19 protein-coding genes are annotated in these 24,420 nt (G+C 70.7%); 12 read left to right on the forward strand and 7 right to left on the reverse strand.

Annotated features, from left to right (window positions below):
• Nucleotides 1-377: 377 nt before the first annotated feature.
• On the forward strand, nt 378-1,163 hold the full coding sequence (locus AB0C26_RS29490; protein ID WP_360254100.1) for a DUF2927 domain-containing protein: 786 nt from the start codon (nt 378-380) through the stop codon (nt 1,161-1,163).
• Here AB0C26_RS29490 and AB0C26_RS29495 read toward each other — a convergent pair.
• Nucleotides 1,138-2,457, reverse strand: coding sequence for a glycosyl hydrolase 53 family protein (locus AB0C26_RS29495; RefSeq protein ID WP_360254102.1), 1,320 nt, complete (start codon nt 2,455-2,457; stop codon nt 1,138-1,140). The two genes, AB0C26_RS29490 and AB0C26_RS29495, sit on opposite strands and share 26 nt — an antisense overlap.
• Before the next feature lie 148 nt (nt 2,458-2,605).
• Between AB0C26_RS29495 and AB0C26_RS29500 the strand changes: the two genes are divergently transcribed.
• The 4 genes from AB0C26_RS29500 (at nt 2,606) to AB0C26_RS29515 (ending at nt 9,583) form a co-directional block, all read left to right on the forward strand.
• Nucleotides 2,606-3,490, forward strand: coding sequence for an AraC family transcriptional regulator (locus AB0C26_RS29500; protein WP_360254104.1), 885 nt, complete (start codon nt 2,606-2,608; stop codon nt 3,488-3,490).
• Nucleotides 3,491-3,597: 107 nt separating this feature from the next.
• Complete coding sequence (locus AB0C26_RS29505; protein WP_360254106.1) at nt 3,598-4,872, forward strand: MFS transporter; 1,275 nt, start codon at nt 3,598-3,600, stop codon at nt 4,870-4,872.
• Nucleotides 4,869-7,391: a glycoside hydrolase family 78 protein gene (locus AB0C26_RS29510; RefSeq protein ID WP_360254108.1), complete on the forward strand. Its 2,523-nt coding sequence runs from the start codon at nt 4,869-4,871 to the stop codon at nt 7,389-7,391. The genes AB0C26_RS29505 and AB0C26_RS29510 overlap by 4 nt, the downstream gene beginning before the upstream one ends.
• Nucleotides 7,388-9,583, forward strand: coding sequence for a glycoside hydrolase family 3 C-terminal domain-containing protein (locus AB0C26_RS29515; RefSeq protein ID WP_360254110.1), 2,196 nt, complete (start codon nt 7,388-7,390; stop codon nt 9,581-9,583). Before AB0C26_RS29510 ends, AB0C26_RS29515 begins: the two co-directional genes overlap by 4 nt.
• Nucleotides 9,584-9,619: 36 nt before the next feature.
• On the opposite strand, the gene AB0C26_RS29520 is transcribed toward AB0C26_RS29515, so the two are convergent.
• Complete coding sequence (locus tag AB0C26_RS29520; RefSeq protein ID WP_360254112.1) at nt 9,620-10,618, reverse strand: LacI family DNA-binding transcriptional regulator; 999 nt, start codon at nt 10,616-10,618, stop codon at nt 9,620-9,622.
• A gap of 121 nt (nt 10,619-10,739) precedes the next feature.
• Between AB0C26_RS29520 and AB0C26_RS29525 the strand changes: the two genes are divergently transcribed.
• The 3 genes from AB0C26_RS29525 to AB0C26_RS29535 all read left to right on the forward strand — a co-directional run bounded on the left by AB0C26_RS29525 (nt 10,740) and on the right by AB0C26_RS29535 (nt 14,850).
• On the forward strand, nt 10,740-12,422 hold the full coding sequence (locus tag AB0C26_RS29525) for a 3-ketosteroid-delta-1-dehydrogenase (RefSeq protein WP_360254114.1): 1,683 nt from the start codon (nt 10,740-10,742) through the stop codon (nt 12,420-12,422).
• 22 nt (nt 12,423-12,444) lie between these two features.
• Nucleotides 12,445-13,215 (forward strand): SDR family NAD(P)-dependent oxidoreductase, encoded by a 771-nt coding sequence (locus AB0C26_RS29530; RefSeq protein WP_360254116.1) that lies wholly within the window; start codon nt 12,445-12,447, stop codon nt 13,213-13,215.
• Between the two features lie 159 nt (nt 13,216-13,374).
• Entirely contained in the window at nt 13,375-14,850 is a 1,476-nt protein-coding gene (locus AB0C26_RS29535) for a mannitol dehydrogenase family protein (RefSeq protein WP_360254118.1), read from the forward strand.
• Here AB0C26_RS29535 and AB0C26_RS29540 read toward each other — a convergent pair.
• Both AB0C26_RS29540 and AB0C26_RS29545 read right to left on the reverse strand, forming a co-directional pair.
• Nucleotides 14,847-15,557, reverse strand: a complete 711-nt coding sequence (locus AB0C26_RS29540) for a phosphatase PAP2 family protein (protein ID WP_360254120.1) — start codon at nt 15,555-15,557, stop codon at nt 14,847-14,849. The genes AB0C26_RS29535 and AB0C26_RS29540 overlap by 4 nt on opposite strands.
• Nucleotides 15,558-15,568: 11 nt before the next feature.
• Nucleotides 15,569-16,435 carry a fumarylacetoacetate hydrolase family protein gene (locus AB0C26_RS29545; RefSeq protein WP_360254122.1) on the reverse strand — a complete coding sequence of 289 codons (867 nt, stop codon included), beginning with the start codon at nt 16,433-16,435 and terminating at the stop codon, nt 15,569-15,571.
• Nucleotides 16,436-16,469: 34 nt separating this feature from the next.
• Here AB0C26_RS29545 and AB0C26_RS29550 point away from each other — a divergent pair, with 34 nt between their 5' ends.
• The 4 genes from AB0C26_RS29550 (at nt 16,470) to AB0C26_RS29565 (ending at nt 21,752) form a co-directional block, all read left to right on the forward strand.
• Nucleotides 16,470-17,240, forward strand: a complete 771-nt coding sequence (locus AB0C26_RS29550) for an IclR family transcriptional regulator (RefSeq protein ID WP_360254124.1) — start codon at nt 16,470-16,472, stop codon at nt 17,238-17,240.
• Nucleotides 17,241-17,349: 109 nt separating this feature from the next.
• A complete protein-coding gene (locus AB0C26_RS29555; RefSeq protein ID WP_360254126.1) occupies nt 17,350-18,777 on the forward strand; it encodes an extracellular solute-binding protein in 1,428 nt (475 codons plus the stop codon).
• Nucleotides 18,774-20,744: an ABC transporter permease subunit gene (locus tag AB0C26_RS29560; protein ID WP_360254128.1), complete on the forward strand. Its 1,971-nt coding sequence runs from the start codon at nt 18,774-18,776 to the stop codon at nt 20,742-20,744. Before AB0C26_RS29555 ends, AB0C26_RS29560 begins: the two co-directional genes overlap by 4 nt.
• Nucleotides 20,745-20,834: 90 nt before the next feature.
• Nucleotides 20,835-21,752: a hypothetical protein gene (locus AB0C26_RS29565; RefSeq protein ID WP_360254130.1), complete on the forward strand. Its 918-nt coding sequence runs from the start codon at nt 20,835-20,837 to the stop codon at nt 21,750-21,752.
• Between the two features lie 9 nt (nt 21,753-21,761).
• Here the strand turns inward: AB0C26_RS29565 and AB0C26_RS29570 are convergent, their stop codons facing one another.
• From AB0C26_RS29570 to AB0C26_RS29580, 3 genes are read right to left on the reverse strand one after another with little or no spacing between them, the layout of a single operon-like run.
• Entirely contained in the window at nt 21,762-22,487 is a 726-nt protein-coding gene (locus tag AB0C26_RS29570; RefSeq protein WP_360254132.1) for a PIG-L deacetylase family protein, read from the reverse strand.
• 4 nt (nt 22,488-22,491) lie between these two features.
• Nucleotides 22,492-23,130, reverse strand: coding sequence for a response regulator transcription factor (locus AB0C26_RS29575; RefSeq protein ID WP_360254134.1), 639 nt, complete (start codon nt 23,128-23,130; stop codon nt 22,492-22,494).
• Between the two features lie 15 nt (nt 23,131-23,145).
• Nucleotides 23,146-24,318: a histidine kinase gene (locus tag AB0C26_RS29580; RefSeq protein WP_360254136.1), complete on the reverse strand. Its 1,173-nt coding sequence runs from the start codon at nt 24,316-24,318 to the stop codon at nt 23,146-23,148.
• Between the last annotated feature and the right edge of the window lie 102 nt (nt 24,319-24,420).

A 24,420-nucleotide genomic window follows, 5' to 3' on the forward strand; every position in this document is an offset into this window, starting at 1 on the left:
AGAGGGTGCCACAACAGAGCCGTCAGGCTTGATTCTCTGTTGTGGCACCCTCTCCCCCCGGCCTTGCGTGGCTTTCAGTCCGGGCAGTCGGGGGTCACTCGCTGCTGGGAGGTACGAGGGCTGGGCGGTCACCTTGCGCCCTGGTGGGGCGCGGGGTTCGCTGCCGCGCCGGGGTGCGGGTGGGTGAGCCGGTCACTCGGGCACGCTGAATGGTGGGTCGCGCGGCAATTCCAGGCCGGTTGCGCGGGATGCGGGGACTCGGCCCGGGCGTGCTTTCGCGCAGAGGTCAGCGAGGCAGCCGGTTGCCGCGATGCCGGTCGATGCGTCATCGTACGATCTTGGCCGGCGCTGGTGCGGGGGCTGGGGGAGGGCGTGCGATGACGGGCTCTGGTGTTGGTTGGGGGCTGTCTCGGCTGCTGCCTGTCGCGCTTGTTGCCGGCTTGGGGCTGGGCGCCTGTGGGTCGACGGAGCCGGGACCGCCGGCGGTGGCGGAGGTGCCGTCGGCTGTTCCCGCTACGCCCTCGGCTGTTTCGGTGGCGCCGTCGGAGGCGGTTCGGGTGGCGCCCGTTCGGTCGAGCATCAGCAAAGCTGGGCTCGACTACTTCTTTGCGATCGCGCTGGGGAGTGAGTACGGGAGCAAAATCAAAGTCGTCACGATGTGGGACAAGCCTGTAGTCACGGTCCGGGTGCACGGTGGTTCCGCGAAGAGCCGGGACTGCCTGAACAAGGTGATTGCCGACTTCAATGGGCTTACCGCCACTACCGACCTGAAGGTGGCGCCGGGGGTGGCCGACATCGAGCTCCACTTTGTTCCCGCGTCGCAATTCCGGGCGATCGTGCCGAGCGCCACGCCGGGCAGCAACGGGTACTTCCAGCGGGAGTGGTCGTACAAGTACGAGATGACCAGTGCCACGGTTCTGGTGCGGTCGACCGGTGTCAGCGAGAAGTTTCGCTGCCACCTGATCCGCGAGGAGATGACCCAGGCCATGGGTCTGGGTAAGGACTCCGTGAAGTATCCGGACAGCGTCTTCTACGACAAGTCCGGGCCGAACCCGACGCGGTATTCGGCCCTCGACAAGGAGATCATCCGGCTTCTGTACGGGGGGACGGTGCGGCCCGGCGACGGCGAGGGTGTGATCAGGCAGACGGTGACGGTGAAGTGAACGGCGGGGCGGCGCGCAGGCCGTCGGCCAGGGCGTCGAGGGCGGGCTCGGCGGTTGCTGTCGATCCGGACCGGGTGAAGAAGCTCATGGGGTGCCAGCCGCTGGTGCAGTAGTCGGGGGCCCAGGGGCGCAGGCCGGACAGGTGGCCGGTGGAGGCGCCCCAGGCGGTCAGGGTGCGCAGGAAGGCGTACTCGCCCTCGGGGGTCTGCGGGTAGCCGGGTGCGGCGTTGTTCCACTCGTACGGTGGGGTCATCAAGGCCGAGGGGTAGCCGGTTTCGGCGATGAAGACCGGCTTGCCGAACGTGCTGTGCAGGGCGGCGACGGTGGTTTGGAACTGGCCGAGCGGGTCCGGTGTGGCGTTGCTGGTCGGGTAGTAGGAGATGCCCAGCTCGTGGGCGTTGAAGCCGGCCGCGGCCATGGATTGCCAGAAGGCTTCGAGCAGGCCGGGGAACAGCAGGGCCAGCGTGCTGGTGTGGGTGCTGAACCGGGCGGCCGGGTCGACGAGGCGGATGCCCTGCGCGACTGCGGCCAGCAGCCGGCCGGTGTGCGGCCACAGGTGGTTCTGCAGCCAGGTGATCCGGTCGGGCATCGCCAGCAGGGTGTAGGCGTCCATCGCGCCGATGGCGGGGTCCACGGCGTCGGGTGGGCTGTACGTCCAGTACGCGGTCGAGGTGGTGAAGCTGCGCAAGCCGACACCGGCGAGGCCGAACTCGACCTCGTTGCCGATGTCCCAGACGTTCACCTTGACGCCGGTGGCGAGGATCTGGGCCGCCACCAGGGCGCCGTACCGACGGAGCGCCGCCGCCATCCGGTCGATCGGCAGCGAGGTCCACGGGCCGGGGAGGCGGATGGCGGGGTAGGCGGCGAAGTCCGGCTCCGGTTGGTGCGAGATGTCGCCGTAGACGTTCCACAGCCCCAGTTCCACGTTGAGGGGAAGGCCGATCCGGCGGGCCAGGGCCGCTCGGCGCAGGGCGCGGGTGATGCCGTGTTCGGCATCGCCGTCGGTGGCGACGGGGCGGGTCGCGACTCGTACGAAAACCTCGTTGGCGCCGTGGGCGACGAACAGGCGCTGCAGTTCGTCCGCCGTGCGGGCTTGCCGGCTCGCGTCGCGAAGCACGGTCTGGGCGAGAACCGCCTCGGTGAATGGGCTTACCGACAGCGAGGCCCGGAACGGGGTCCGTGCTGTCGCCCGGGGTGCCGCGGAAGCGATGCCGGCGCTGCCGAGGGCGGCGGTCACGCCGGCCGTGGCGGCCAGGGCGAGCAGGTTCCGGCGGCTCAGTGGTCTTTCACTCATGAGTGGCTGCCCCTTCGAGGGATCCGCGTGAATCGTTTCAGGAACGTTTCTCATGATGGCGGTCGTGTTAACGGAGGGGGTAGATCCGAACTCACCGGAGGTAGCACGATATTCACAGTTCGGTGCGTCTCGTTTAGCCTGACCGACCATGTCGAGCTCGCCCGTGCAGGATCCGAGTGGGCTGGTGTACCTGGCCGACGGCAGTCCGGCCTACGCCGGCCGGCATGTGCATGAGAGCGGGTATCCCGTTCACAGTCACGGTTTCCTGGAGATCGCGGTCGTGGTGGCCGGCTCGGGAGTGCATCACTGTGTGACCGGGCGGCAGCGGCTGAGCGCCGGCGACGTGCTCGTTCTTCGCCCCGGTGTGTGGCACGGGTACGAGGACTGCGAGGACCTGGCGCTGTTCAACTGCTGCCTGAGCGCGGGGCTGCTGCACCGGGAACTGCTCTGGATGCTCAGCGATCCCGTCCTCGGCCATCTGCTGTGGGCCGGGCCCAGCTCGGTCGGCCGCCGGGGGATCCTGACCGCGCGGCTGGAGGCCGGCGACCTGGCTGAGGCGGTCGAGCATCTGAGCGCGGTGGACCGGTTGAAGGGGCTGTCGCTCGTCCGGCATCGCTCCGATCTGGTCGGCCGGATGACGCTGTTCCTGGGCCTGCTCGCGCGGACGGTCACCGAGGCGGCCGAGCCCGGGGCGGGCGGGCCCAAGTTGATACATCCGGTGATCCTGCGGGCCATGCGGATGTTCGACGAGCGGCTCGCCCATCCCTGGACCCTGGCCGAGCTCGCCGCCGAGTTGCACCTCGTCCCCGGCTCCCTGGTCCGGTTGTTCACCACGTCGGTCGGCCTGCCGCCGATCGCCTACTTGTCACAGCGCCGGGCCGAAGTGGCGGCCACCCTGCTCCAGCGGGACGATCGGCCCATCGCGCGGATCGGTGAACTGGTCGGCTGGCCGGATCCGAACTACTTCGCCCGCCGGTTCCGGGCACACCTCGGGATGAACGCGAGCACCTATCGCCGCCTGTTCCGGCACTAGATCTCCTGGTCGTCATGCGCTTGCGCGCGCTAGTTGAGGTGCGTAACATCCTCGCAACTAGTACGCGCTAGTGAACTGGCCCACCTTCTCGTCTGCCCGGAGGCTTCATGACGCTCGCTTCTGAGGAACAGGAGGCGTCCCCGCCGCCGATCCCGGCCAAAGTCAACGGCACCTACATCTGGCTGATCGTCGCCGCGCAGTTCGGTGTCTTCGTCGCCTTCATCACCCCGGTCGCCATCTCCCTCGCCATTCGGGTCGGTCAGCTCGCCCCCGGCCACGAGGAGTACCTCGGCTACATCACCGGCGCCGGCGCGCTGGTCGTGGTCCTGCTCGGCCCGATTCCCGGAATCCTCAGCGATCGCACCCGGACTCGGCTGGGGCGCCGCCGGCCGTGGATGATCGGGGGCACCGTCCTCGGTGTCGTCTCCCTGGTCGTGATGGCTGTCGCGCCGTCCGTGTGGATTCTCGGTCTCGGCTGGATCCTCGCCCAGATGGGCTGGGGAACGGTGCTCGGAAATCTGCAGAACTCCACGGCCGACCGGCTGCCCGAGGAGCAACGCGGCCGGGTCGCCGGCCTCAGCGGTTTCGCCCAGCAGATCGGCCCGGTGCTCGGCGTCGTGCTGGCCGGCGGCCTGGCGGGCGACAGCCGGCTGTTGTTCCTCGTGCCCGGAGCCGTCGGCGTCGTCCTCGTCGCCCTGTTCGTGGTCGTCGTGGCCGAGCCGGACAGCCGCGGCCGCGAGCACGCGCCGTTGACCGCCCGGGCCCTCGGCGCCAAATTCCTCTACGACCCGCGGCGCCACCCGGACTATTCATGGAACTGGCTGGGCCGTTTCCTGTTCTATTTCGGACTCACCCTCAACACCACGTTCACCGCGTTCTTCTTCGCCAGCCGCCTCGAGGTCACCGTCGAGGAGGTGGCCGGGCTGATCGCCGTCCTGGGTGGCTTCGGCATCCTGGCCACCGCGGCCGGTGCGATCGGCGGCGGGTTCCTGTCCGACAAGCTGCGCCGGCGCCGGGTGTTCGTGCTGACCTCCGGCACCGTCTTCGGCACCGGAGCCCTGCTGATGGCGCTCGCCCCGAGCACACCGCTGCTGTTCGCCGGATCGCTGATCTGCTCCCTGGGCATCGGCGGGTTCGCCGCCGTGGACCAGGCCCTGCTGCTGGACGTGCTGCCCGAACGGGAGACCGATGCCGGCCGGTACATGAGCATCACCGGGTTCGCCACCTCCATCCCGCAGGCCCTGGGGCCGTTCGTGGCCCCGGTGTTCCTGGCCGTCGGCGCAGGAGGCGGCGAGAAGAACTACACCCTGCTCTACCTGGTCGCCGCCGCCTGCACGGCGGCCGGTGGCCTCGTCGTCCTGCGCATCAAGTCGGTCAAGTGACCGCGTACCGGAAGGAAAGCCCGATCGTGTCCCACTCCTGGCAGGCCGCGTTCGTCAGCGCCGCGGCGCCGTCGGCGGCCGACGACCCCGCGCCGTACTTCCGGCGCGAGTTCACCGCGGCCGGCGGCCTACGGAAGGCGACCCTGCACGTCACCGCGCTCGGCATCGTCGAGGCCCACCTCAACGGCCGCCCCGTCGGCGACGACGTGCTGGCGCCCGGCTGGACCTCCTACCGGCACCACCTCGACGTCCGCGCCTACGACGTCACCGCCTCGATCCACGCCGGGATCAACGCGATCGGTGCCGTCGTCGCCGAAGGCTGGGCCGCCGGCCGGCTGGGCTGGGAGAACAAACGCGGCCACTACGCGGACCGGCCCGCTCTCTTCCTGCAGCTCGACCTCGAGTACGCCGACCGGACCGAGACGATCGGCACCGGCGCGGGCTTCACGGTCGGCACCGGCGCGGTCCGCGCGGCCGGCCTTTACGACGGCGAGACGTACGACGCCCGGCTCGAACCCGCCGGCTGGAGCGAAGCCGGCTTCGACGACACGTCCTGGGCGCCGGCACAGCCGTTCGACTGGAACCTGTCCGCGTTGCGTGTGCCCGTCGCCCCGCCGATCCGCCGCATCGAAGAACTGCCCCCGGCCGGGATCAGCACCAGCCCTTCCGGGAAGACGATCGTCGACTTCGGGCAGAACATCTCGGGCTGGGTACGGATCACCGTCACCGGCGCCGCCGGCGACACCGTGACGTTGCGCCACGCCGAACTGCTCACCCCGGCCGGGGAACTGGAGACCGAGTCGAACCGTACGGCCAAGGCCACCGACCGCTACACCCTGCGCGGCGACGGCACGGAGACCTGGGAGCCGCGCTTCACCTTTCACGGATTCCGGTACGTGCAGGTCGACGGCTGGCCCGGCGAGCTGACGGCCGAAGACCTCCGAGCCGTGGTCGTGCACAGCGACATGAGGCGGACCGGCTGGTTCGAGTCGTCCGACGACCTGCTGAACCGGCTCCACGCGAACACCCTGTGGTCGATGCGGGACAACTTCGTCGGGGTGCCCACCGACTGCCCGCAACGCGACGAGCGGCTGGGCTGGACCGGTGACCTGAACGCCTTCGCCCCGACCGCGGCCTACCTGTACGACGTGCGCGGCGTACTGCGATCGTGGCTCGCCGACCTGGCCGCCGAACAGCGGGAGACCGGGACGGTTCCGTGGGTGGTGCCCGACGTCCTCTCGAATCCGTCCCCGCCGACGGCGCTGTGGAGCGACGCCGCGGTCAGCGTCCCGTGGCTGCTCTACCAGGAGTACGGCGACGAACAGATCCTGGCCGACAGCTACGACTCGATGGCCGCCTTCATCCGCCAGGTGGAAGGCCTGCTCGACGAGCACGGCCTGTGGAGCAGCGGTTTCCAGTACGGCGACTGGCTGGACCCGGACGCCCCGGCCGACAACCCCGCCGGCGGCAAGACCGACCGGCATCTGGTGGCCTGCGCCTACCTGGGCAAGACGACGCGCGAGATGGCACAGGCCGCGGCGGTCCTCGGCAAGCACGAGGACGCGCGGCACTTCGCCACCCTCGCCGACCGGGTCCGTGGCGCCTTCCGCCGGGAGTACGTCACCGAAGCCGGCCGGATCGCCGGGGAATCCGCCACCGCGTACGCCCTGGCCATCACGTTCGGCCTTCTCGACGACGCCCAGTTGGTCAAGGCCGGTGACCGGCTGGCCGAACTGGTCGCCCAGGCCGGCTACCGCATCGCCACCGGGTTCGCCGGCACGCCGCTGCTGACCGATGCCCTGTCCAGCACCGGGCATCTCGACGAGGCGTACCTGTTGTTGATGCAGAAGCAATGCCCGTCGTTCCTGTATCCGGTGACGATGGGTGCCACCACGATCTGGGAGCGGTGGGACGCCGTGCTGCCCGACGGCACCCTCAACTCGACCGGGATGACGTCACTCAACCACTACGCGCTGGGCGCGGTGGCCGACTGGCTGCACCGGGTCGTCGGCGGCCTGCAACGCGTCGCTCCCGGGTGGCGGGAGATCCGCGTCGCCCCGCAGGTCGGTGGCGGCCTCACCGCGGCCCGCTCCACCCATGACACCGTGCGCGGGCGGGCCGAGGTGGCCTGGCGCGTCGAGGGCGGCGAGATGGCCGTCGACGTGACCGTGCCCCCGGACGCGCGGGCCACCGTCGTGCTGCCACTGCACCCGGCCGGCGCGACCGAGCAGGTCGGCCCCGGCACCCACAACTGGCGTTACCCGCTGCCCGAGAGCTTCGGCGCCCGGCCCGCGTACACCATGGAGACGCCGCTGAAGACCATCGCCGACGACCCGCACGTCTGGCCGGCGCTGAGCGCCGTGTTCGCCTCCTACTTCCCCGGCATCCCGATCGACGGCTCCGCGCCCGAGGCGGCCGCCATGTCCCTGACCACCGTTCTGCAGTTCATCCCCGGCGTCCCCGCCGGACTGGAGGACGACCTGCGCGCCGCGCTCACCCCGGAAGGAACCCTTCGATGACCGACCTCAGCCGGCTCACCCTGGAACAGAAGGCGTCGCTGCTGTCGGGCCGGGATTTCCGGTCGACCAAGCCGATCGACGCCGCCGGGGTGCCGTCGGCGGCGCTCACCGACGGCCCGCACGGGGTGCGCAGGCAGGCCGGCACCGCCGACCACCTGGGCCTCGACGACAGCGAGCCGGCCACCTGTTTCCCGCCCGCCGTGGCCGTCGGGTCCTCCTGGGACCCTCAGGTGGCGGCCCGGATCGGCCAGGCGATCGGCCGGGAGGCGCGGGCCCTCGGCGTCGCCGTGCTGCTCGGCCCGGGCGTCAACATCAAACGATCGCCGTTGTGCGGGCGCAACTTCGAGTACTACTCGGAGGACCCGTACCTGTCCGGGGTCCTGGGCGCCGCACACGTGCGCGCCCAGCAGGCCGAGGGTGTCGGCGCGTCGGTGAAGCACTTCGCGGCCAACAACCAGGAGACCGACCGGATGCGGGTGAGCGCCGACGTCGACGAGCGCACCCTGCGCGAGATCTACCTGCCGGCCTTCGAGAAGGTCGTCACCGAGGCCGCACCGGCCACCGTCATGGCGTCCTACAACAAGATCAACGGTGTGTACGCGTCGGAGAACCGATGGCTGCTCACCGACCTGCTGCGTGACGAGTGGGGCTTCACCGGGACGGTCGTCTCCGACTGGGGCGCGGTCAGCGACCGGATCGCCGCGCTGACCGCCGGCCTGGACCTGGAGATGCCCGGCACCGGCGGGACCACGGATGCGCAGATCGTCGAGGCCGTACGCTCCGGCGCTCTCGACGAAGCGGTGGTCGACGACGCCGTACGCCGAATCCTGTCTTTGATCGAGCAGCACCCGTCCGGGACGGCGGGGTTCGACGCGGACGCCCACCACGCCCTGGCCCGGGAGCTCGCCGCCGAATGCGCGGTACTGCTCAAGAACGACCACCGGGTGCTGCCGCTGGAGCCCACCACGAGCGTGGCGGTCATCGGCACGTTCGCCGCCGAACCCCGATACCAGGGCAGCGGCAGCTCCCGCATCAACCCGGCCCGCCTCGACATCCCTCTCGACGCGATCCGTGCCATCGCCGGCGACGTACGGCACGTGCCCGGCTTCACCGTGCCGGACGCCGTCGCGGCGGCCGCCGCCGCCGACGTCGCGGTCGTCTTCGCCGGCCTTCCCGACAGCGCGGAGTCCGAGGGCTTCGACCGTGACCACCTCGACCTGCCCGCCGAGCAGGTGGACGTGATCCGCGCGGTCGCGGCCGCGGCCAGGCGTACGGTCGTGGTCCTCGCCAACGGCGGCGTGGTCAGCCTGGAAGGCTGGCACGACCGGGTCGACGCCGTTCTCGAGGGCTTCCTGCTCGGGCAGGCCGGCGGCGGGGCCGTCGCCGACCTGCTGTTCGGTGCCGCCAACCCGTCCGGGCATGTGGCCGAGACCATTCCCGTACGTCTGGAGGACACCCCGGCCTTCCACAACTTCCCGGGCGAGCAGGGCCACGTCCGCTACGGCGAAGGCGTCATGGTCGGCTACCGGCACTACACGACGGCGCAGGCGCCGGTGCGCTATCCGTTCGGCCACGGGTTGTCCTACACCACCTTCAGCACGCGAGGCCTGGCCGTCGAGGTCACCGGTGACGACACGGCCACCGTGACCGTCACCGTCGCCAACACCGGCCAGCGGGCCGGGAAACACGTCGTCCAGGTGTACGTGGCCACCGGCGCCGGGCCGGTCCGCCGCCCGGCCCGGGAACTGCGCGCCTTCGCCAAGGTCCTCCTGGAACCGGGGGAGGAGCGCACGGTGGAGTTCACTCTGGACCGGCGTGCCTTCGCCTACTGGGACATCCGGTACGGACGGTGGGTCGTCGCGCCGGGCGAGTACCGCATCCAGGTCGGCGAGAACGCGGCCCGCGTCGTGACCGAGGAAAGCGTCGACATCGCCGGTGACGTCATCACTCTTGAGCTGTCGATGGACTCCACGGTCAAGGAATGGTTCGCCCACCCCATCGCCGGGCCCGCACTCATGCAGGGCATGACCGCCGGGATGACCCCCGAGCAGCAGGCCCAGGCGCAGCAGCAACAGGACCAACTGCGAATGGTCGAGTCGATGCCGATGCGCCAGTTCGCCGGCTTCCTCGGCGACGCCATGCCGCCGGCCGCCCTCGAACAGCTCATCGAGGCCGCCCGGGCGGGCGCCTAGGAGCCGCTCCCAGCCGACACCGGCCGGCAGGTGATGTCAGGCGCCGAGCGGCGCGGTCGAGTCGCGGGGGACCAGTGTCACGTCGACGTCCGCGCCGCCGCTCGGGCGGGGGCGGCCGTCGGCCAGGTGCAGGGCCTCCTGGGCGACGAAGCGGCCGAGGCCGGAGCTGTTCATCCGGACGCTGGTCAGCGCCGGCACGAAGAGGGCCGCGAGCGGGCTGTCGTCGTGCCCCACCACGGACAGGTCGCCGGGCACGGACAGCCCGGAACGCAGCGCGGCGCCGGTCACCGCCGCCGCGACGTCGTCGTTGTAGGCGACCACCGCTGTCACACCGGCCCGGTGCCACCGGCCGACCGCCTGGGCGGCGGTGCCGTCGCGATAGTCGACACTGTGGACGGACAGCTCGCCGAGGCCCAGATCGTGGACGGTCCGCCGGGCGGTGTCCAGCCGGTGCGCGTTCAGCGCGGCCAGCCGAGGATCCGGCGACTCGGCGAACGCCAGGCGGACATGCCCGAGCTCGTGCAGATGCCGCACCTGCAGCGTGGTCCCGGCGGAGAGGCCCGGCAGGTGGGCCCGGCCGCCGGGCTGGGGGAAGATCTTGGTGATGCCGCTGGCGCGCAGCGACTTCACCGTGCCGGCGTCGAATGCGGAGAAGCCGACGACGACGTCGGGATCCAGCGATTCCCACAGCGGCCGGCTGCGGTCGCCGAGATGCCGCGTGTAGGCCACCATCGAGAAGCCCGCTTCGTCGAGCACGTGCGCGGCCTCGTCGAGGTAGCGGCGCATGTTGTGCTCGAGCGGCCAGTCCGGCAGGACGAACAGGACGATGCGGCTGCGCCCCCGGGCCAGCGTCTGGGCGGCGCGGTGCGGGCGGTAGCCGAGCCGGGCCGCTTCGGCGAGGACCCGCTGGCGGGTGCCCTCGGAGATGGTCTGGCCGGGGGTGTTGTTGAGCACGAACCCGACCGTGGCCCGGGACACGCCGGCGGCGGCCGCGATGTCCGCCGCGGTGATCCGTCGTCGCACCGTGTCAGCCATGAACAGATCTCCTTCCGGTCCCGGACACTGTAGCTTGCACGCGCTAGTGTCCGGTCTTCCGTCATCGGCTAGCGCGCGCTAGCCTGAAGCGACCGGCCCCCACGACTGTCGAGGTGCGACCATGCCCCGTACCACCCTCGCCCCGGCGCCCGCCCACGACGCCACCGTCGACCTCGTGGTCATCGGGTCCGGAACCGGCATGGCGGCCGCGCTCGCCGCCCGCGAGCTCGGGCTCGAAGTCCTGATCGTCGAGAAGACCGCCTACGTCGGCGGGTCGACGGCCCGCTCCGGCGGCGCCTTCTGGATCCCGGCCAATGACGACCTGCTCGCGGCCGGAGCCCAGGACTCCCTGGACCGGGCCGCCACCTACGTCGCCGCGGTGGTCGGCGACTCCGCACCCGAACCGCGCTGGCGCAGCGCCCTGGGACACGGTCCGGCCACGGTGCGGATGCTGCGCCGGACCACGCCGATGCGGTTCAGCTGGGCCCGCGACTACGCCGACTACCACCCGGAGCAACCCGGCGGCAGCGCCGCCGGGCGCAGCTGCGAATGCCGTCCGTTCGACCTGTCGGTCCTCGGCGCCGAACGCGCCCGGCTGCGCCCCGCCGTGCTGGCCGCGCCGGTGCCGATGCCCGTCACCGGCGCCGACTACCGCTGGATGAACCTGCTGGCCCGGGTGCCGGGCAAGGCCGTACCGAAGATCGCCCGCCGGGCGGTGCAGGGCATCGGCGGCCTGCTGATCGGCCGTCGCTACGCCGCCGGCGGGCAGGCGCTGGCCGCCGGGTTGTACGCCGGTGTGCTGCGGGCCGGCATCCCCGTCTGGACCGAGACCGCTCTGGTTCGTCTGCTCGTCGACGGTGAGCGGGTGACCGGCGCCGTCCTCGAGCAGAACGGCCGGGAGGTGACAGTCACCGCGCGCCGCGGTGTCGTTCTGGCCGCCGGCGGCTTCGACCACGACATCGAGGCCCGCCGCTACCAGTCACCGGCCCTGGAGGCCGGCTGGAGCCTGGGCGCCGACGGCAACACCGGCGACGCGATCCGGATCGCCCAGCAGGCCGGCGCCGGCACCGGCCTGATGGAACAGTCCTGGTGGTTCCCGGCGGTGGCGCCGCTGCCGGGGGCGGCTCCGCAGGTGCTGCTGGCGGAACGGTCCCTGCCGGGCTCGTTCATGGTCGACCGGCACGGACGCCGCTTCCTCAACGAGTCCACCGACTACATGAGCTTCGGCCAGCGTGTCCTGGCCCGGGAGAAGGACGGCGACCCGGTCGGCGCCATGTGGCTCGTCTTCGACCAGCGCTACCGGGACAGTTACGTGCTCGCCGGCACCGTTTTCCCGCGGATGCCGCTGCCGCGCGGCTGGTACGGCAACGGCGTCGCGCACCGCGCCGGCGACCCGGGACAACTGGCCCGCGCCGCCGGCCTGCCCGAGACCGCGTTCGCCGAGACGACGCGCCGGTTCAACAGCCTCGCCGCGACCGGGCATGACGACGACTTCTCCCGCGGCGCCAGCGCCTACGACCGCTACTACGGCGACCCCACGGTGACACCCAACCCCAACCTTCGCCCGTTGCGGGGCCGGTTGTACGCCGTCCGCGTCGTGCTCAGCGACCTCGGCACCTGCGGCGGCGTCCGGGCCGACGAGCACGGCCGCGCCCTGCGCCCCGACGGCTCACCGATCGACGGGCTGTACGCCATCGGCAACACCGCCGCCAACGTCTACGGCGCCTGCTATCCCGGCGCCGGCGCCACCATCGGCCAGGGCCTCGTCTTCGGCTACATCGCCGCCCAGCATGCCGCCGGCTGAACACCTACCGAAAGGGAACCCCATGCAGCGCTTCAACGGTCGTACCGCCCTGATCACCGGCGGCGGATCCGGAATCGGCCAGGCCACGGTGCTTCGCCTGCTCGACGAGGGCGCCACCGTCGTGGCGGCCGACATCAGCGCCGACGGGCTCACCCAGACGCGGAAACTGGCCGACGGCGACGGGAGCGCCGACCGGCTCACCACCGCGGTGCTCGACATCGCCGACGAGGCGGCCGTACGCGACGTCGTGGCCGGCGCCATCGGCACCCTGGGGCGCCTCGACGTGCTGGTGAACGCGGCCGGCATGCTGCGCGGCGCCCACACCCACGAGAGCAGTCTCGAGCTGTGGAACCGCGTCATCGCCGTCAACCTCACCGGCACGTTCCTGGTGACCCGGGCCGCCCTGCCGGCGCTGCTGGCCACCGGCCGCGGTGTGGTCGTGAACTTCAGCTCCACCTCGGCGTCGTTCTCCCACCCGTACATGGCCGCCTACTCGGCCAGCAAGGGCGGCGTCGAGTCGTTCACCCACGCGATCGCCGGCGAGTACGCCAAGCAGGGCCTGCGCGCGGTGAACGTGGCCCCGGGCAGCATCAGCAGCGGCATCACCAACAACTTCGCCGGCCTGGTGCCCTCCGACATCGACTACAGCCTGCTCGGCAAACTGACCCCGGCGCTCGGCCAGGGCTACGCCGGGCCGGAGGCGGTCGCCGGCGTGGTCGCGATGCTGGCCTCCGACGACGGCGCCTTCATCACCGGCACCGAGATCCGCGTCGACGGCGGCACCCACCAGTAGCGCGGCAACGTGCTTAGGCAGTCGGCGGACCGGGGCCATGATCCACCGCGCCTGCGAGCGGGCACGCGGCGGGCTCACTCGGGCGCCCGGTTGCCCGGTGTTCTTCGGGCGGGAGTGCGATGCTGAGGTGATCCCTGATCCGCCGCTGGGAGGAAGCTGATGTTGCCCCTCACTGAAGCCAACCTGACGTCGCTGCCCTCGGGTGTCGCCGTGCCGAACTACGACCGGGCGCGGCTGCGCGTCGGGATCGTGCACTTCGGAGTGGGCGGGTTCCACCGCGCCCACCAGGCCATGTACCTGGACCGGCTGATGAGTGCGCAGGCCGCCCTGGACTGGGCGATCTGCGGGGTGGGGGTGATGCCGGCCGACCGGCGTATGCAGCAGGTCCTCGACGCCCAGGACCGGCTCTACACGCTGGTGGTGAAGGCGCCGGACGGGACGCTGGACGCCCGGGTCATCGGCTCGATCAAGGAGTACCTGTACGCGCCGGACTCGCCGGAAGCGGTGATCGAGAAGATGGCGCAGCCGGAGGTGCGGATCGTCTCGCTCACGGTGACCGAGGGCGGGTACAACTTCAACGCGGTCACCGGCGACTTCATGGCCGACAACCCCGACATCCAGCACGACCTGGCCCTGCCGGGGGAGCCGCGGACGACGTTCGGGCTGATCACGGCGGCGATCGAGCGCCGCCGGCAGCGTGAGTTGCCGCCGTTCACGATCATGAGTTGCGACAACATCCAGGGCAACGGGGACGCGGCCCGGCGCAGCTTCGTGTCGTACGCGCGGCTGCGTGACCCGTCGCTGGCGGCGTACGTCGAGGAGAACGTCCGGTTCCCGAACAGCATGGTCGACCGGATCACGCCGGTGACCACCGACGACGACCGGGACGAGGTGCGCAAGCACTTCGGGATCGAGGACGGCTGGCCGGTGGTGTGCGAGCCGTTCACCCAGTGGGCGCTCGAGGACAAGTTCTCGTCGGGGCGGCCGCCCTTCGAGGACGCGGGCGTGCAGGTGGTGCCGGACGTCGAGCCGTACGAGCTGATGAAGTTGCGCCTTTTGAACGCCTCCCACCAGGCGCTGTGCTACTTCGGATACCTGTCGGGCTACCGGCTCGTGCACGACGTCGCCCGGGATCCGGTGTTCGCGCAGTTCCTGCTCGCCTACATGGAACGGGAGGCGACGCCGACGCTGGAGCCGGTGCCCGGCGTCGACCTGCGCGAGTACCAGCACCAGCTGATCGACCGTTTCTCGAACGCGCAGGTCAAGGACACGGTGGCCCGGCTGTGCGCGGAAAGCTCCGACCGCATTCCGAAGTGGCTGCTCCCGGTGATCCGGCAGAACCTGGCCACCGGCGGCGACATCCTGCTGTCGACGGCGGTGGTGGCGTCGTGGGCCCGCTACGCCAGGGGAGCCGACGAGCACGGGCAGCCGATCGAGGTCGTCGACCGGCTGCGCGATCAGCTGGTGTCGCTGGCCCGGCAGCCCGATCCGCTGGCCTTCATCCAGAACCGGGACCTGTTCGGGGATCTCGCCGACAACGAGCGCTTCGTGGCGGCGTACACCTCGGTCCTGAACAGCCTCGACGATCGCGGCGCGAAAGCGACGCTGGAAGCCCTCATGGCCGGGGCACTCTAGGCGGGGATGGTGCGTTTGGCGACGACCGGGCGGGCCCACCGCGTCGCCCGGTCGAGGATCGCCCGGAACATGACGACCACGCAGGTCACGCCGTTGAGGAACGACGCGGTCACGTCGGTGGGGTGATGCATGCCGCGGTAGAGCCGCGCGGTCGCCACGAGGAGCGGCACCAGAACGAGGAGCCAGGCCAGGCGTTTGGCCCAGGTCTTCTTCAGCATGACGCTGAGCAGGACGGCGAGCCCGACGTAGAGGGCGACGCTGGCCGACGTGTGGCCGGACGGGAAGCTCGAGGTGGGCGGCGAGTCGTCCAGATGCGGCACGGCCGGGCGCTGGCGGTCGATGACCAGCGTGGTGAACAGGAAGACGAGGGCCTGGGCGCTGACCGCGGCGCACAGGAAGAGCGGCTCGCGCCAGCGGTGCATCGTGAACCGCAGCCCGATGGCCACCGCCGCGGTGATGCCGACGACCACCGGCGTGCTGCCGAGCAGGCTGAAGAACTCCGAGACGTTGTTGAGGATGGCGTCCCGGTGTGCGGCGAAGTCCCGGTTGACGGCGTCCTCGGCGGTGAAGGGCCAGTCGTGCGACCACACCTTGGTCACGAGCAGGCCCAGCGCCACCATGACGCCGAAGAGCACGGTGACGGGCAGCAGGATCCGCTTGGCCACCTGCCCGAGGAAGGTGGTCCAGCTCGATGTCTCGGGGGGCATGGCGCGGTTTTTTACCCGATCGGGCGACCCGCCAATCCGCCGGCGACGACGACCTGGTTGGTGAGGGTGCCGAGGGCGGGCGAGGTGATCTCGATCGTGTCGCCGGCCCGGGTGGTGAAGTCCGCGTCCGGCACGACGCCGGTGCCGGTCAGCAGGACGGCGCCGGTGGGGAAGGTGAGCGCCCGGAACAGCCAGGCCGACAGCTCGCCGAAGCCGCGCGCCATCTCCGCCGTGGTGGTCGTGGCGGCGTACACCTCCCGGCCGTCACGCGAGATCCGCAGGCCGATCTCGAACGGCGCGGGCGGGACCGCCCAGCTCGGCACGATGGCCGGGCCCACCGCGCAGGAGCGGTCGTAGACCTTGGCCTGCGGCAGGTAGAGCGGGTTCTCGCCCTCGATCGAGCGGCTGCTCATGTCGTTGCCCAGGGTGTAGCCGAAGATCTCGCCGGCCGCGTTGAGGACCAGGCCGACCTCGGCCTCGGGCACGTCCCAGCCGGAGTCGGCGCGAATCGCGACGGCGCCGCCGTCCCCGACGACCCGCCACGGGCTGGCTTTGAAGAAGAGCTCGGGGCGGTCGCTGTCGTAGACGTCGTCGTAGACCGAGCCGTGCCCGGACTCCTCCTTACGCCCGTCGCGGCTGCGCTTGTACGTCACCCCGGCCGCCCACACCTCCTGCTCGTCGACCGGGGGCAGCACCTCGCCGCCGGGCCCGGCGCCGGTCGCGTCGCCGGCGGCGGCCTCGACCACCGCCCGGGCCCGGCCGAGGGGGAGGGCGAGCAGGCCGGCCAGGGTGTCGCCGAGCTCGCCCCATCGGTCGCCGGCGCGCACCGCCCAGCGCGTCCGGGCGCCGTCACGCAGGCGGTACAGAGAGATCGACATTCAACCATCCTAGGTGCGGAGATACCCTCTTCGGATGCCTCGTGTGGTACCCGCGGTCAGCCGCGCGCTCGACATCCTCGAGCTTTTCCTGGACCGTCCGCAGATGTCGGCCCGCGAGGTGATGGAGCGGCTCGACCTGCCGCGCACCACCGTTCACGAGCTGCTTGTCACGCTCGTCGAGCGTTCGTACCTGATCGCTGTGCCGGGCCAGCCGGTCCGGTACCGGCTCGGGCTGCCGCTGTTCCAGCTCGGCGCGGCCTTCGCGGGCCGGCTCGACCTGGTCCACGAGGCACAGACCGTCACCCGGGACGTGGCCGCCGCCTGCAATGAGGCGGTCCACCTGGCCGTGCTCGACGGTGCCGACGTCGTCTACCTCGTCAAGGTCGACAGCACCCATCCGGTCCGGATGGTCTCCGGGGTCGGGCGGCGGCTGCCGGCGCACTGCACGGCGGTCGGCAAGGTGCTGCTGGCCGGCCTCGACCGGGCGACGCTGGACGCCACCCTGGCCAAGGGCGTGCTGCCGGGCATGACGCCGGAGAGCATCACCGACCCGGACCGCCTGCGGGACCATCTCGAGGCCGTCCGGGCGGAGGGCGTCGCCGTGGACATCGGCGAGTCGGACACCGCCATGCGCTGCGTCGCCGCGGCGGTCCGGGACCATTCCGGCGCCGTGATCGCGGCCATGAGCCTGTCCGCGCCGATCATCCGCTGGACCCCGCAGGCCCATGTGGAGTGGACGGAGCTGATCCGGGGCGGGGCGGCGACGCTGTCCGCGCGCATGGGATATCCGCGGCAGCCTCGATAGCCGACTTCGAAACATTGACACCCTTCGCGGTCTTGTTCTAGCGTCGCGTCCACTCCACACGAAATATCGAACCACAGTCCGAGATTTCGAACAACGAGGGAGGCTGGCCATGGGGGGAACCACGCGGTCCCGGCGCGACTTTCTGGGTTTAGGGGTAGGAGTGCTCGGCGCGGCCGGACTGGCCGCGTGTGGCGGCACCTCCTCGTCGCCGTCGAGCGTGCAGCCGGACGTACCGAAGGAGTTGCTCGACGCCGCGGCGTCGTCGAAAGGCACCTCGATGGGCGTGCTGTCGCAGAAGCTCTACTCGACGGCGGCCAACGAACAGCTCGACGGATCGATCAAGAAATTCGCCGACGCGACCGGGACGAAGATCGAGAACAGCCTGGTCCAGGCCGACGCGGGCGACGTCGTCGCCAAGATAGACGCCGAGGTGAAGGGCGGCGTGGCCCGCGACCTGGCGTTCATGACCGACTCGCGGTTCATCGCCCAGTTCCACGCCCTGGGCGACCTGGAAGACGTGACGGACGTCGTCACCGCGCTGACGGCCAAGTACGGCGAGCCCTGCGCCGAGGCCAAGAACTTCTGCGTCTTCGACGGCAAGTGGTACGCGATCCCGTACCACTTCATCGGCATCGGATCCTTCCTGCGCAAGGACTGGATGCAGGAGAAGGGCATCGCGACCAAGGACGTCTACACCTGGGAGGAACTGCGGGACCTGTGCCTGGAGATCTCCGACCCGGGCCAGCGCCGCTTCGGCTGGGGAATGACCGTCAACCGGTCCGGTGACGGCAACGGCATGATCGAGGCCCTGATCAACTCGTACGGCGGGGCGATCGCGACGAACGACGGCAAGAAGGTCACCTTCGACTCGCCGGAGACGGTCCAGGCGGTGACCTTCCTGGGCGACATCTACACCAACCCCAAGTACAAGCCGATGCTGCCCCCGGGCGTGGCCAGTTGGACCGACACCAGCAACAACGAGAACTGGCTGGCCGGCATCCTCGGATACACCCGCAACAGTTTCAGCGTCTACGCCGACTCCAAGACCAAGAAGAATCCGGTGTACGGCAACACGCACGTCTTCTCCGACTGCGTCGGGCCCGCGACCGACAAGTCGCTGCTGCTCGGGCAGTCCCAGGGCTTCGTCGTCTTCAAGGGCGCCAAGAACCCCGGCCTGGCCAAACTCCTGGCGCAGTACCTGGTCAGCGCGCCCGCGCTGGTCGGGGTGTCCAAGGAGGCGCCCGGACTGGTCATGCCCGCCTGGGAGAAGGTCTGGGACGCCGACCCGTACTTCACCGGCGGCGACCCCGCGTTCGCCATGGTCCGCACCATGTCGCAGCAGCCGCTGCCGCTGTCCACCAAGAACGGCCTCAAGTTCCCGCAGAAGGCCAGCGCCGGACAGCAGGCGGTCGTCGCGGCCTACGTCCTGACCGACATGATGCAGCAGGTCGTGCAGGGCACCGCGCCCGCGCAGGCGGTGACCGCCGCCCACGCGAAGATGGTGCAGATCTTCGCGCAGCAGGGGCTGCCGCAGTGACAGCGGTACGGTCGGCCCCGGCCCCGGCCCCGGCCAAGGGCCCGCCGGGGCCGGGCTCCTTGACGAGAACTCAGCGGCGGCTGGGCCGGGACTGGCGGCTGGCCGCGGTGTTCCTGGCGCCCACGGCCGTACTGGTCGGTGTGCTCGTGCTTCTGCCGATCGCCCGGTCGGCGGTCACCAGCACCACGGAACGGCACGGTGCCGACAGCGTCTTCGTCGGACTGGGCAACTACCTCGCCCTGATCGACGACGGCCAATTCCGTACGGGCGTGGTGAACTCGTTCGTCTTCACGGCGTACGCCGAAATCTTCAAGGTCGTCCTGGGCCTGGCCGCGGCCCTGCTGCTGCACCAGCTGCGGCGCGGAAAGGCCCTGCTGACCGGGCTTCTGCTGGTGCCGTGGGTGGTGCCGACGGTGGTGACGGCGTTCAGCTGGCGGTCGCTGCTCGACCCGATCTTCGGCAGCGTCAACACGCTGCTCACCGCCTCGGGCATCGGGCCGGTCCTGGCCCATGTGCACCTGGTCGACAGCTGGCCCGCGGGCTGGCTGTCCGACGCGTCCCTGGCGATGCCGTCGGTGATCCTGGTCAACGTGTGGAAGGGCGTGCCGTTCTTCACCGTCTGCTTCCTGGCCGGGCTGAAGGCCATCCCGGCCGACCAGTACGAGGCGGCGACCATCGACGGCGCGTCCGCCTGGCGGCGGTTCGCGCACGTGACACTGCCCGGCCTGCGCCATGTCATCACCGTGACGGTCACCCTCTCGTCGATCTGGACGTTCAACAACTTCGACCTCATCTGGCTGCTGACCCAGGGCGGCCCGGGCGATGTGACGGCGCCGTACGTGCTCGTGGCCTATTCCAAGGCCATCCTGCAATTGCAGTACGGGGCCGGAGCGGCCGTCACCCTGGTCATGCTGCCGGTGATCGGCGGCCTGGTGTTCTTCCTGGTCCGGCTGCTTCGCGAGGACGGCGGCACCGGCCGGGCCGGGCCGCCCGGACAGCTGCGCAAGGCGCTGCCCTGGGGCCTCGCGCTGGCGTTCACGATCGCGCTGGCCTGGGCGGCACCGCAGATCTTCTGGAAGGCGGCGCTGATCCTCGGCGTGATCCTGGTGATCGCGCTGGCCGTCGGCCGGGTGGTCGCGGACCGCCGGCGTACGTCATCGGGGGTGTCGGGCCTGGCCCTGGCCGGGTTGCTGGTCTTCGTGCTGGGCCCGATGTACTGGATCGCGGTCACCGCCTTCAAGACCGAGGGGCAGGTGGTCACCCGGGCCAGCGACCTGTGGCCGGCGCCGTGGAGCCTCGAGCAGTTCACCGCCCTGTTCGCCAACCAGCCGTTCGGCCGCTGGTACCTCAACACCCTGGTGGTGTCGGCGGCGTCCACAGTGGTGGCGCTGGTCTGCGCCGTGCTGGCCGGATACGCGTTGGCCCGGCTGCGGTTCCGGGGCGCGCAGGGCTTCACGGTCACGGTGCTGCTGACGTACGTGATGCCGGGCGCGCTGCTGTTCATCCCGCTCTACCAGTTGCTCATCGGAGCCCGGCTCACCGACTCGCTGTGGTCGCTGGTGGTGACGTACCCGACCTTCACCATCCCGTTCGCCACGTGGCTGCTGGCCGGCTACTTCTCGTCGATCCCGGCCGAACTGGAGGAGGCCGCCCTGGTCGACGGCTGCTCCCGCGTCCAGGCGTTCGGCCGGGTGGTGCTGCCCCTGGCCAAGCCCGGGCTGCTGGCGGTGGCGCTGTTCACCCTGACCAACGCCTGGAACGAGTTCCTGTTCGCCTTCGTCTTCATCACCAAGGACGAGTACAAGACCCTCCCGGTCGGCATGCAGTCCATGATCGCCGGCGACGTCGTCCCCCAGGGCCAGCTCGCCGCCGCCTCCCTGCTGGTCAGCATCCCGGTGGTCGTGATGTACGCCTTCGGCCAGCGCTTCCTCACCGAGGGTCTCACGGCCGGCGCGGTGAAGGGCTAACTAGGCGTGAAGCAACGCGTCTCTTGACTAGTAGTCACGCCGTGCGGAAAGCTGTCTCCGACGTCGATGGCCGGCGTCGGAGGAGGAATGATGCCTGAGAGCGTGCCCCTCGATGTCGCGTCGGCGCGAGCGGCGCCTCCCCGCGACTTCGACGGCTTGTACAAAGCGTTGTTAGGGGCTCATCCCCGCGACGCGCTGAAAGTATTCTGCGGCGCACAGCTCGACGATGGGGCCGTTGTGGTGGAGAGGCCGACCGAGCAGCTGCGGCAACGCAGTCTCCAGTGCGACAAAATATTGGAAGTTCAGTACGACAACGACGAGCCCGCCGACCTCTACCACTTCGAGATCCAGGTCCAGCGCACCGAGGACTTCGAGGAACGGATGGTGGGCTACTGGGCGGGCTTGGCGGTCAAGCACCGGCGCTCGACGCACCGGATCCATCAGGTGGTGCTCTGGCCGCAGGGCGGTGGCTATCCGGGCCGCTTCACCCGTGACCGGGTCCAGATGGACTATCTGTCTGTTGACATTCCCGGCGACCTGGACCCGGGCGAGTTGCTGTCCGGGCCTTTGGCGCCGCTTGCGTTGTGGTCGCAGAAACCGCCACCCGATGTCGTCGAACAGGTCGCCGACCGGATTGCCGCGATCAGCTCGCCTGAGGAGAAGCTTGTCCAGGTCGAGCTGGGTATGCTCGTGCAAGGTGTCCTGGCGGTCCAATTTCTGGAAGCTCTGCGAAGGAGAGGCATGAACAACGTTCTCGAGCAGACGGAGTCCGGCCGCGAGATCGCTCGCCGAGGGCTGGAGCAGGGCCTGGAGCAGGGCCTGGAGCAGGGCCGCGTCGAGGGGATGCGGGCGCTGCTGCGGGCGAAATTCGGGGAGATCGCCGACCTCGACGAGCTTGCGCGGCGGCTGGCCGGCGACGACCACGACGGGAACATCGCCCGCGTCGTGGGCGGTGTGACCCTGGAAGAGCTGCGTTCCTCCCGCCGCGGCGTGCCCGGCCGCCGGTGAAGCCCCGGCTTACAGGAGGCCGAGGTTGAAGACCTCGAACGAGGCGCCGTAGCGGACGCCCAGGCGGGTGCCGGACTGGCGCGAGAAGCCCTCGAGGAACTCCTCGGCGTCGAAGGAGCCTGAGGTCAGGCCGTTCAGGTAGGCGGCGTGGGCCTCCAGCGAACGGACGCCCAGGTCGAACGTGTCTGTGGTGTCGACGCCGTGGGTTGAGCGGGGGGAACCGGCGGCCCACACCTCGCGCGTCGACCACTTGTCCAGGCCCTGGTCGCGGAAGATCCAGCGGTTGGCCGCGTCGCGGGCCGCGTCGAGGACGGCTCGGCCGGTGACCATGTGGTCGGACATGTTCAGGGCCTGGCCGGCCTCGTCCCAGCTGTCGCGGAAGTTGTTCGTGATGATGATGTCGGGGCGGTGGGTGCGGATCACCCGGGTCAGTTCCCGGCGCAGCGGTACGCCGTACTCGAGGACGCCGTCCGGCAGGCCCAGGAAGTCGACCTGCTCGACGCCGACGATGGCGGCCGACTCGCGCTGCTCCCGCTCGCGGGCGGGGGCCGCCTCGGCCGGGTCCAGACCGTCGATGCCGGCCTCGCCGCTGGTCAGCAGAACGTACGTGATGTCCTTGCCCTGCGCCGTCCAGCGGGCGATGGCGGCGGCGGTGCCGAACTCGAGGTCGTCGGGGTGGGCCACGATGGCCAGGCCGCGCTGCCAGGACTCGTCGACGGGCTGTAGTGAGGTCATGGCCTCAGCCTACGAGGCGGCGCTCCCAGGCCCAGGCCGCGATCTCCACCCGGTTCCGGGTGTTGAGCTTCGTGTGGATGCTGCCCAGGTGCGTCTTCACCGTGCCGACCGAGATGAACAGCTGGGCCGCGATCTCCGCGTTGGTCAGGCCGCGGGCGGTCAGCTTCACCACCTCCAGCTCGCGTGGGGACAGGCCGCCCTCGTCGGTCGCGGCCGCCGGCGGGGACAGGTGTTCCAGCAGGCGGACCGTGATGGAGGGGCTGATCAGGGCGTCGCCCGAGACCGCGGCCCGGACCGCCTCGATCAGCAGGGCCGGGCCGGAGTCCTTCAGCAGGAAGCCGGCGGCGCCGTTGCGCAGGGCCTGGTGAACGTACTCGTCCAGGTCGAACGTGGTGACCACGACGATGCGCAGCGGGTCGGGCACGCCGGGGCCGGCCAGCAGCCGCAGGGCCTCCAGGCCGTCCATCTTCGGCATGCGGATGTCGAACAGCGCCACGTCCGGCTTCAGCTTGCGGGCCAGGGCCACCGCCTCGACGCCGTCGGAGGCCTCGCCGACGACTTCCATGTCGGGCTGAGCGCCGATGATCATGCCGAAGCCGGTACGGACCATCGCCTGGTCGTCGGCGATCAGTACGCGAATCACCTGAAGAAACCGCCTTTACGGAATGGGGAAGGCCGCGTCGACCACCCAGCCGCCCTCGATGCCCGGACCGGCGGTGATCCGGCCGCCGACCGCGCGGACCCGTTCGGTGAGGCCCACGAGACCGTACCCCGGACGATCTCTCGGGGTGACGGCGCGCGCCGGGACACCGTCGTTGGCCACCCGCACCAGCAGCCAGTCGGGGGTGCGGCGGACCCACACGTCGGCGACCCGGGCCGCCGGGGCGTGCTGGCGGACGTTGGTCAGGGCCTCCATCACCACCCGGTAGGCCGAGGTCGACACCTCCACCGGCAGGCCGTCGGCGTCGCCGTCGACGTGGATGCGGGCGGTCGCCCCGCCGGCCGAGTTGAACTGGTCGAGCAGGACCGGCAGTTCGCCCAGCCCGGCCACCGGGGCCAGGGGCGCGTCGGGTGACGAGGAGGGGTCGCGCAGCACGCCGACCATGCGGCGCATCGAGGCCATCGTCTCGGCACCGGCCTCCTCGATCTGTTCCAGGGCCAGCAGCACCCGTTTCGGGTCCTGCTCGGCGATGAACCGGGCGCCCTGGGCCTGCACGACGATGCCGGTCACGTGGTGGGCGATGAAGTCGTGCAGGTCGCGCGCGAACTCGGCGCGCTGCTCGGCGCGTACGGCGTCGACCGCACGCTCCCGGGAGCTCTCCAGGATGCGCAGGTAGATGCCGACGCCGATGGCGGCGGCCCCGGCGAGGGCCTGGATCAGGCCGAAGATGACGAACTCGGCGCCCTGGCCGCCGCGCAGCGGCTGGAAGCTGACCGCCGCGCCGACCGCGATGACGCCGGCCACCGCCCAGCCGGGCTTGGCCCGCCGGGCCAGCACGAACAGCACGCCCAGCAGGGCCGCCGACTCGGCCAGGCCCCAGCTCAGGTAGCTGTAGTCGCTGCGGTAGGCCAGGACGACCGTCACGGTCATGGTCAGGGAGGCCAGGCCGAGCACCACTGCGACTTTCGGCAGAGTGGTGGACCCCTGTTTGTGCGCGGGCAGCCAGACGACCGCGGCGGCGATCGCCAGGAGCACCTGGAGCAGGCCGAGCAGCTCCGAGTCGCGCAGCAGGCCCTGCGCGACGTCGAACAACCCGAGCACGGCCATGGCGGCCAGCGCGAGGAACTGCCCGAGGCGGAGCAGGATCAACCGGTTCGTGTTCGTCTGCATCGTGACCCAGCGTAGTTGCAGGTGAGCGCGCCTTCATCGGCCGAAAGGCAGATCCGGATCCCTGGCCGCGGGCGGATGTGCGGGGCTGATCAAAAGAACCAG

Origin of the sequence: Actinoplanes sp. NPDC048796 (assembly GCF_040650035.1) — a bacterium.
GTDB lineage: Bacteria > Actinomycetota > Actinomycetes > Mycobacteriales > Micromonosporaceae > Actinoplanes.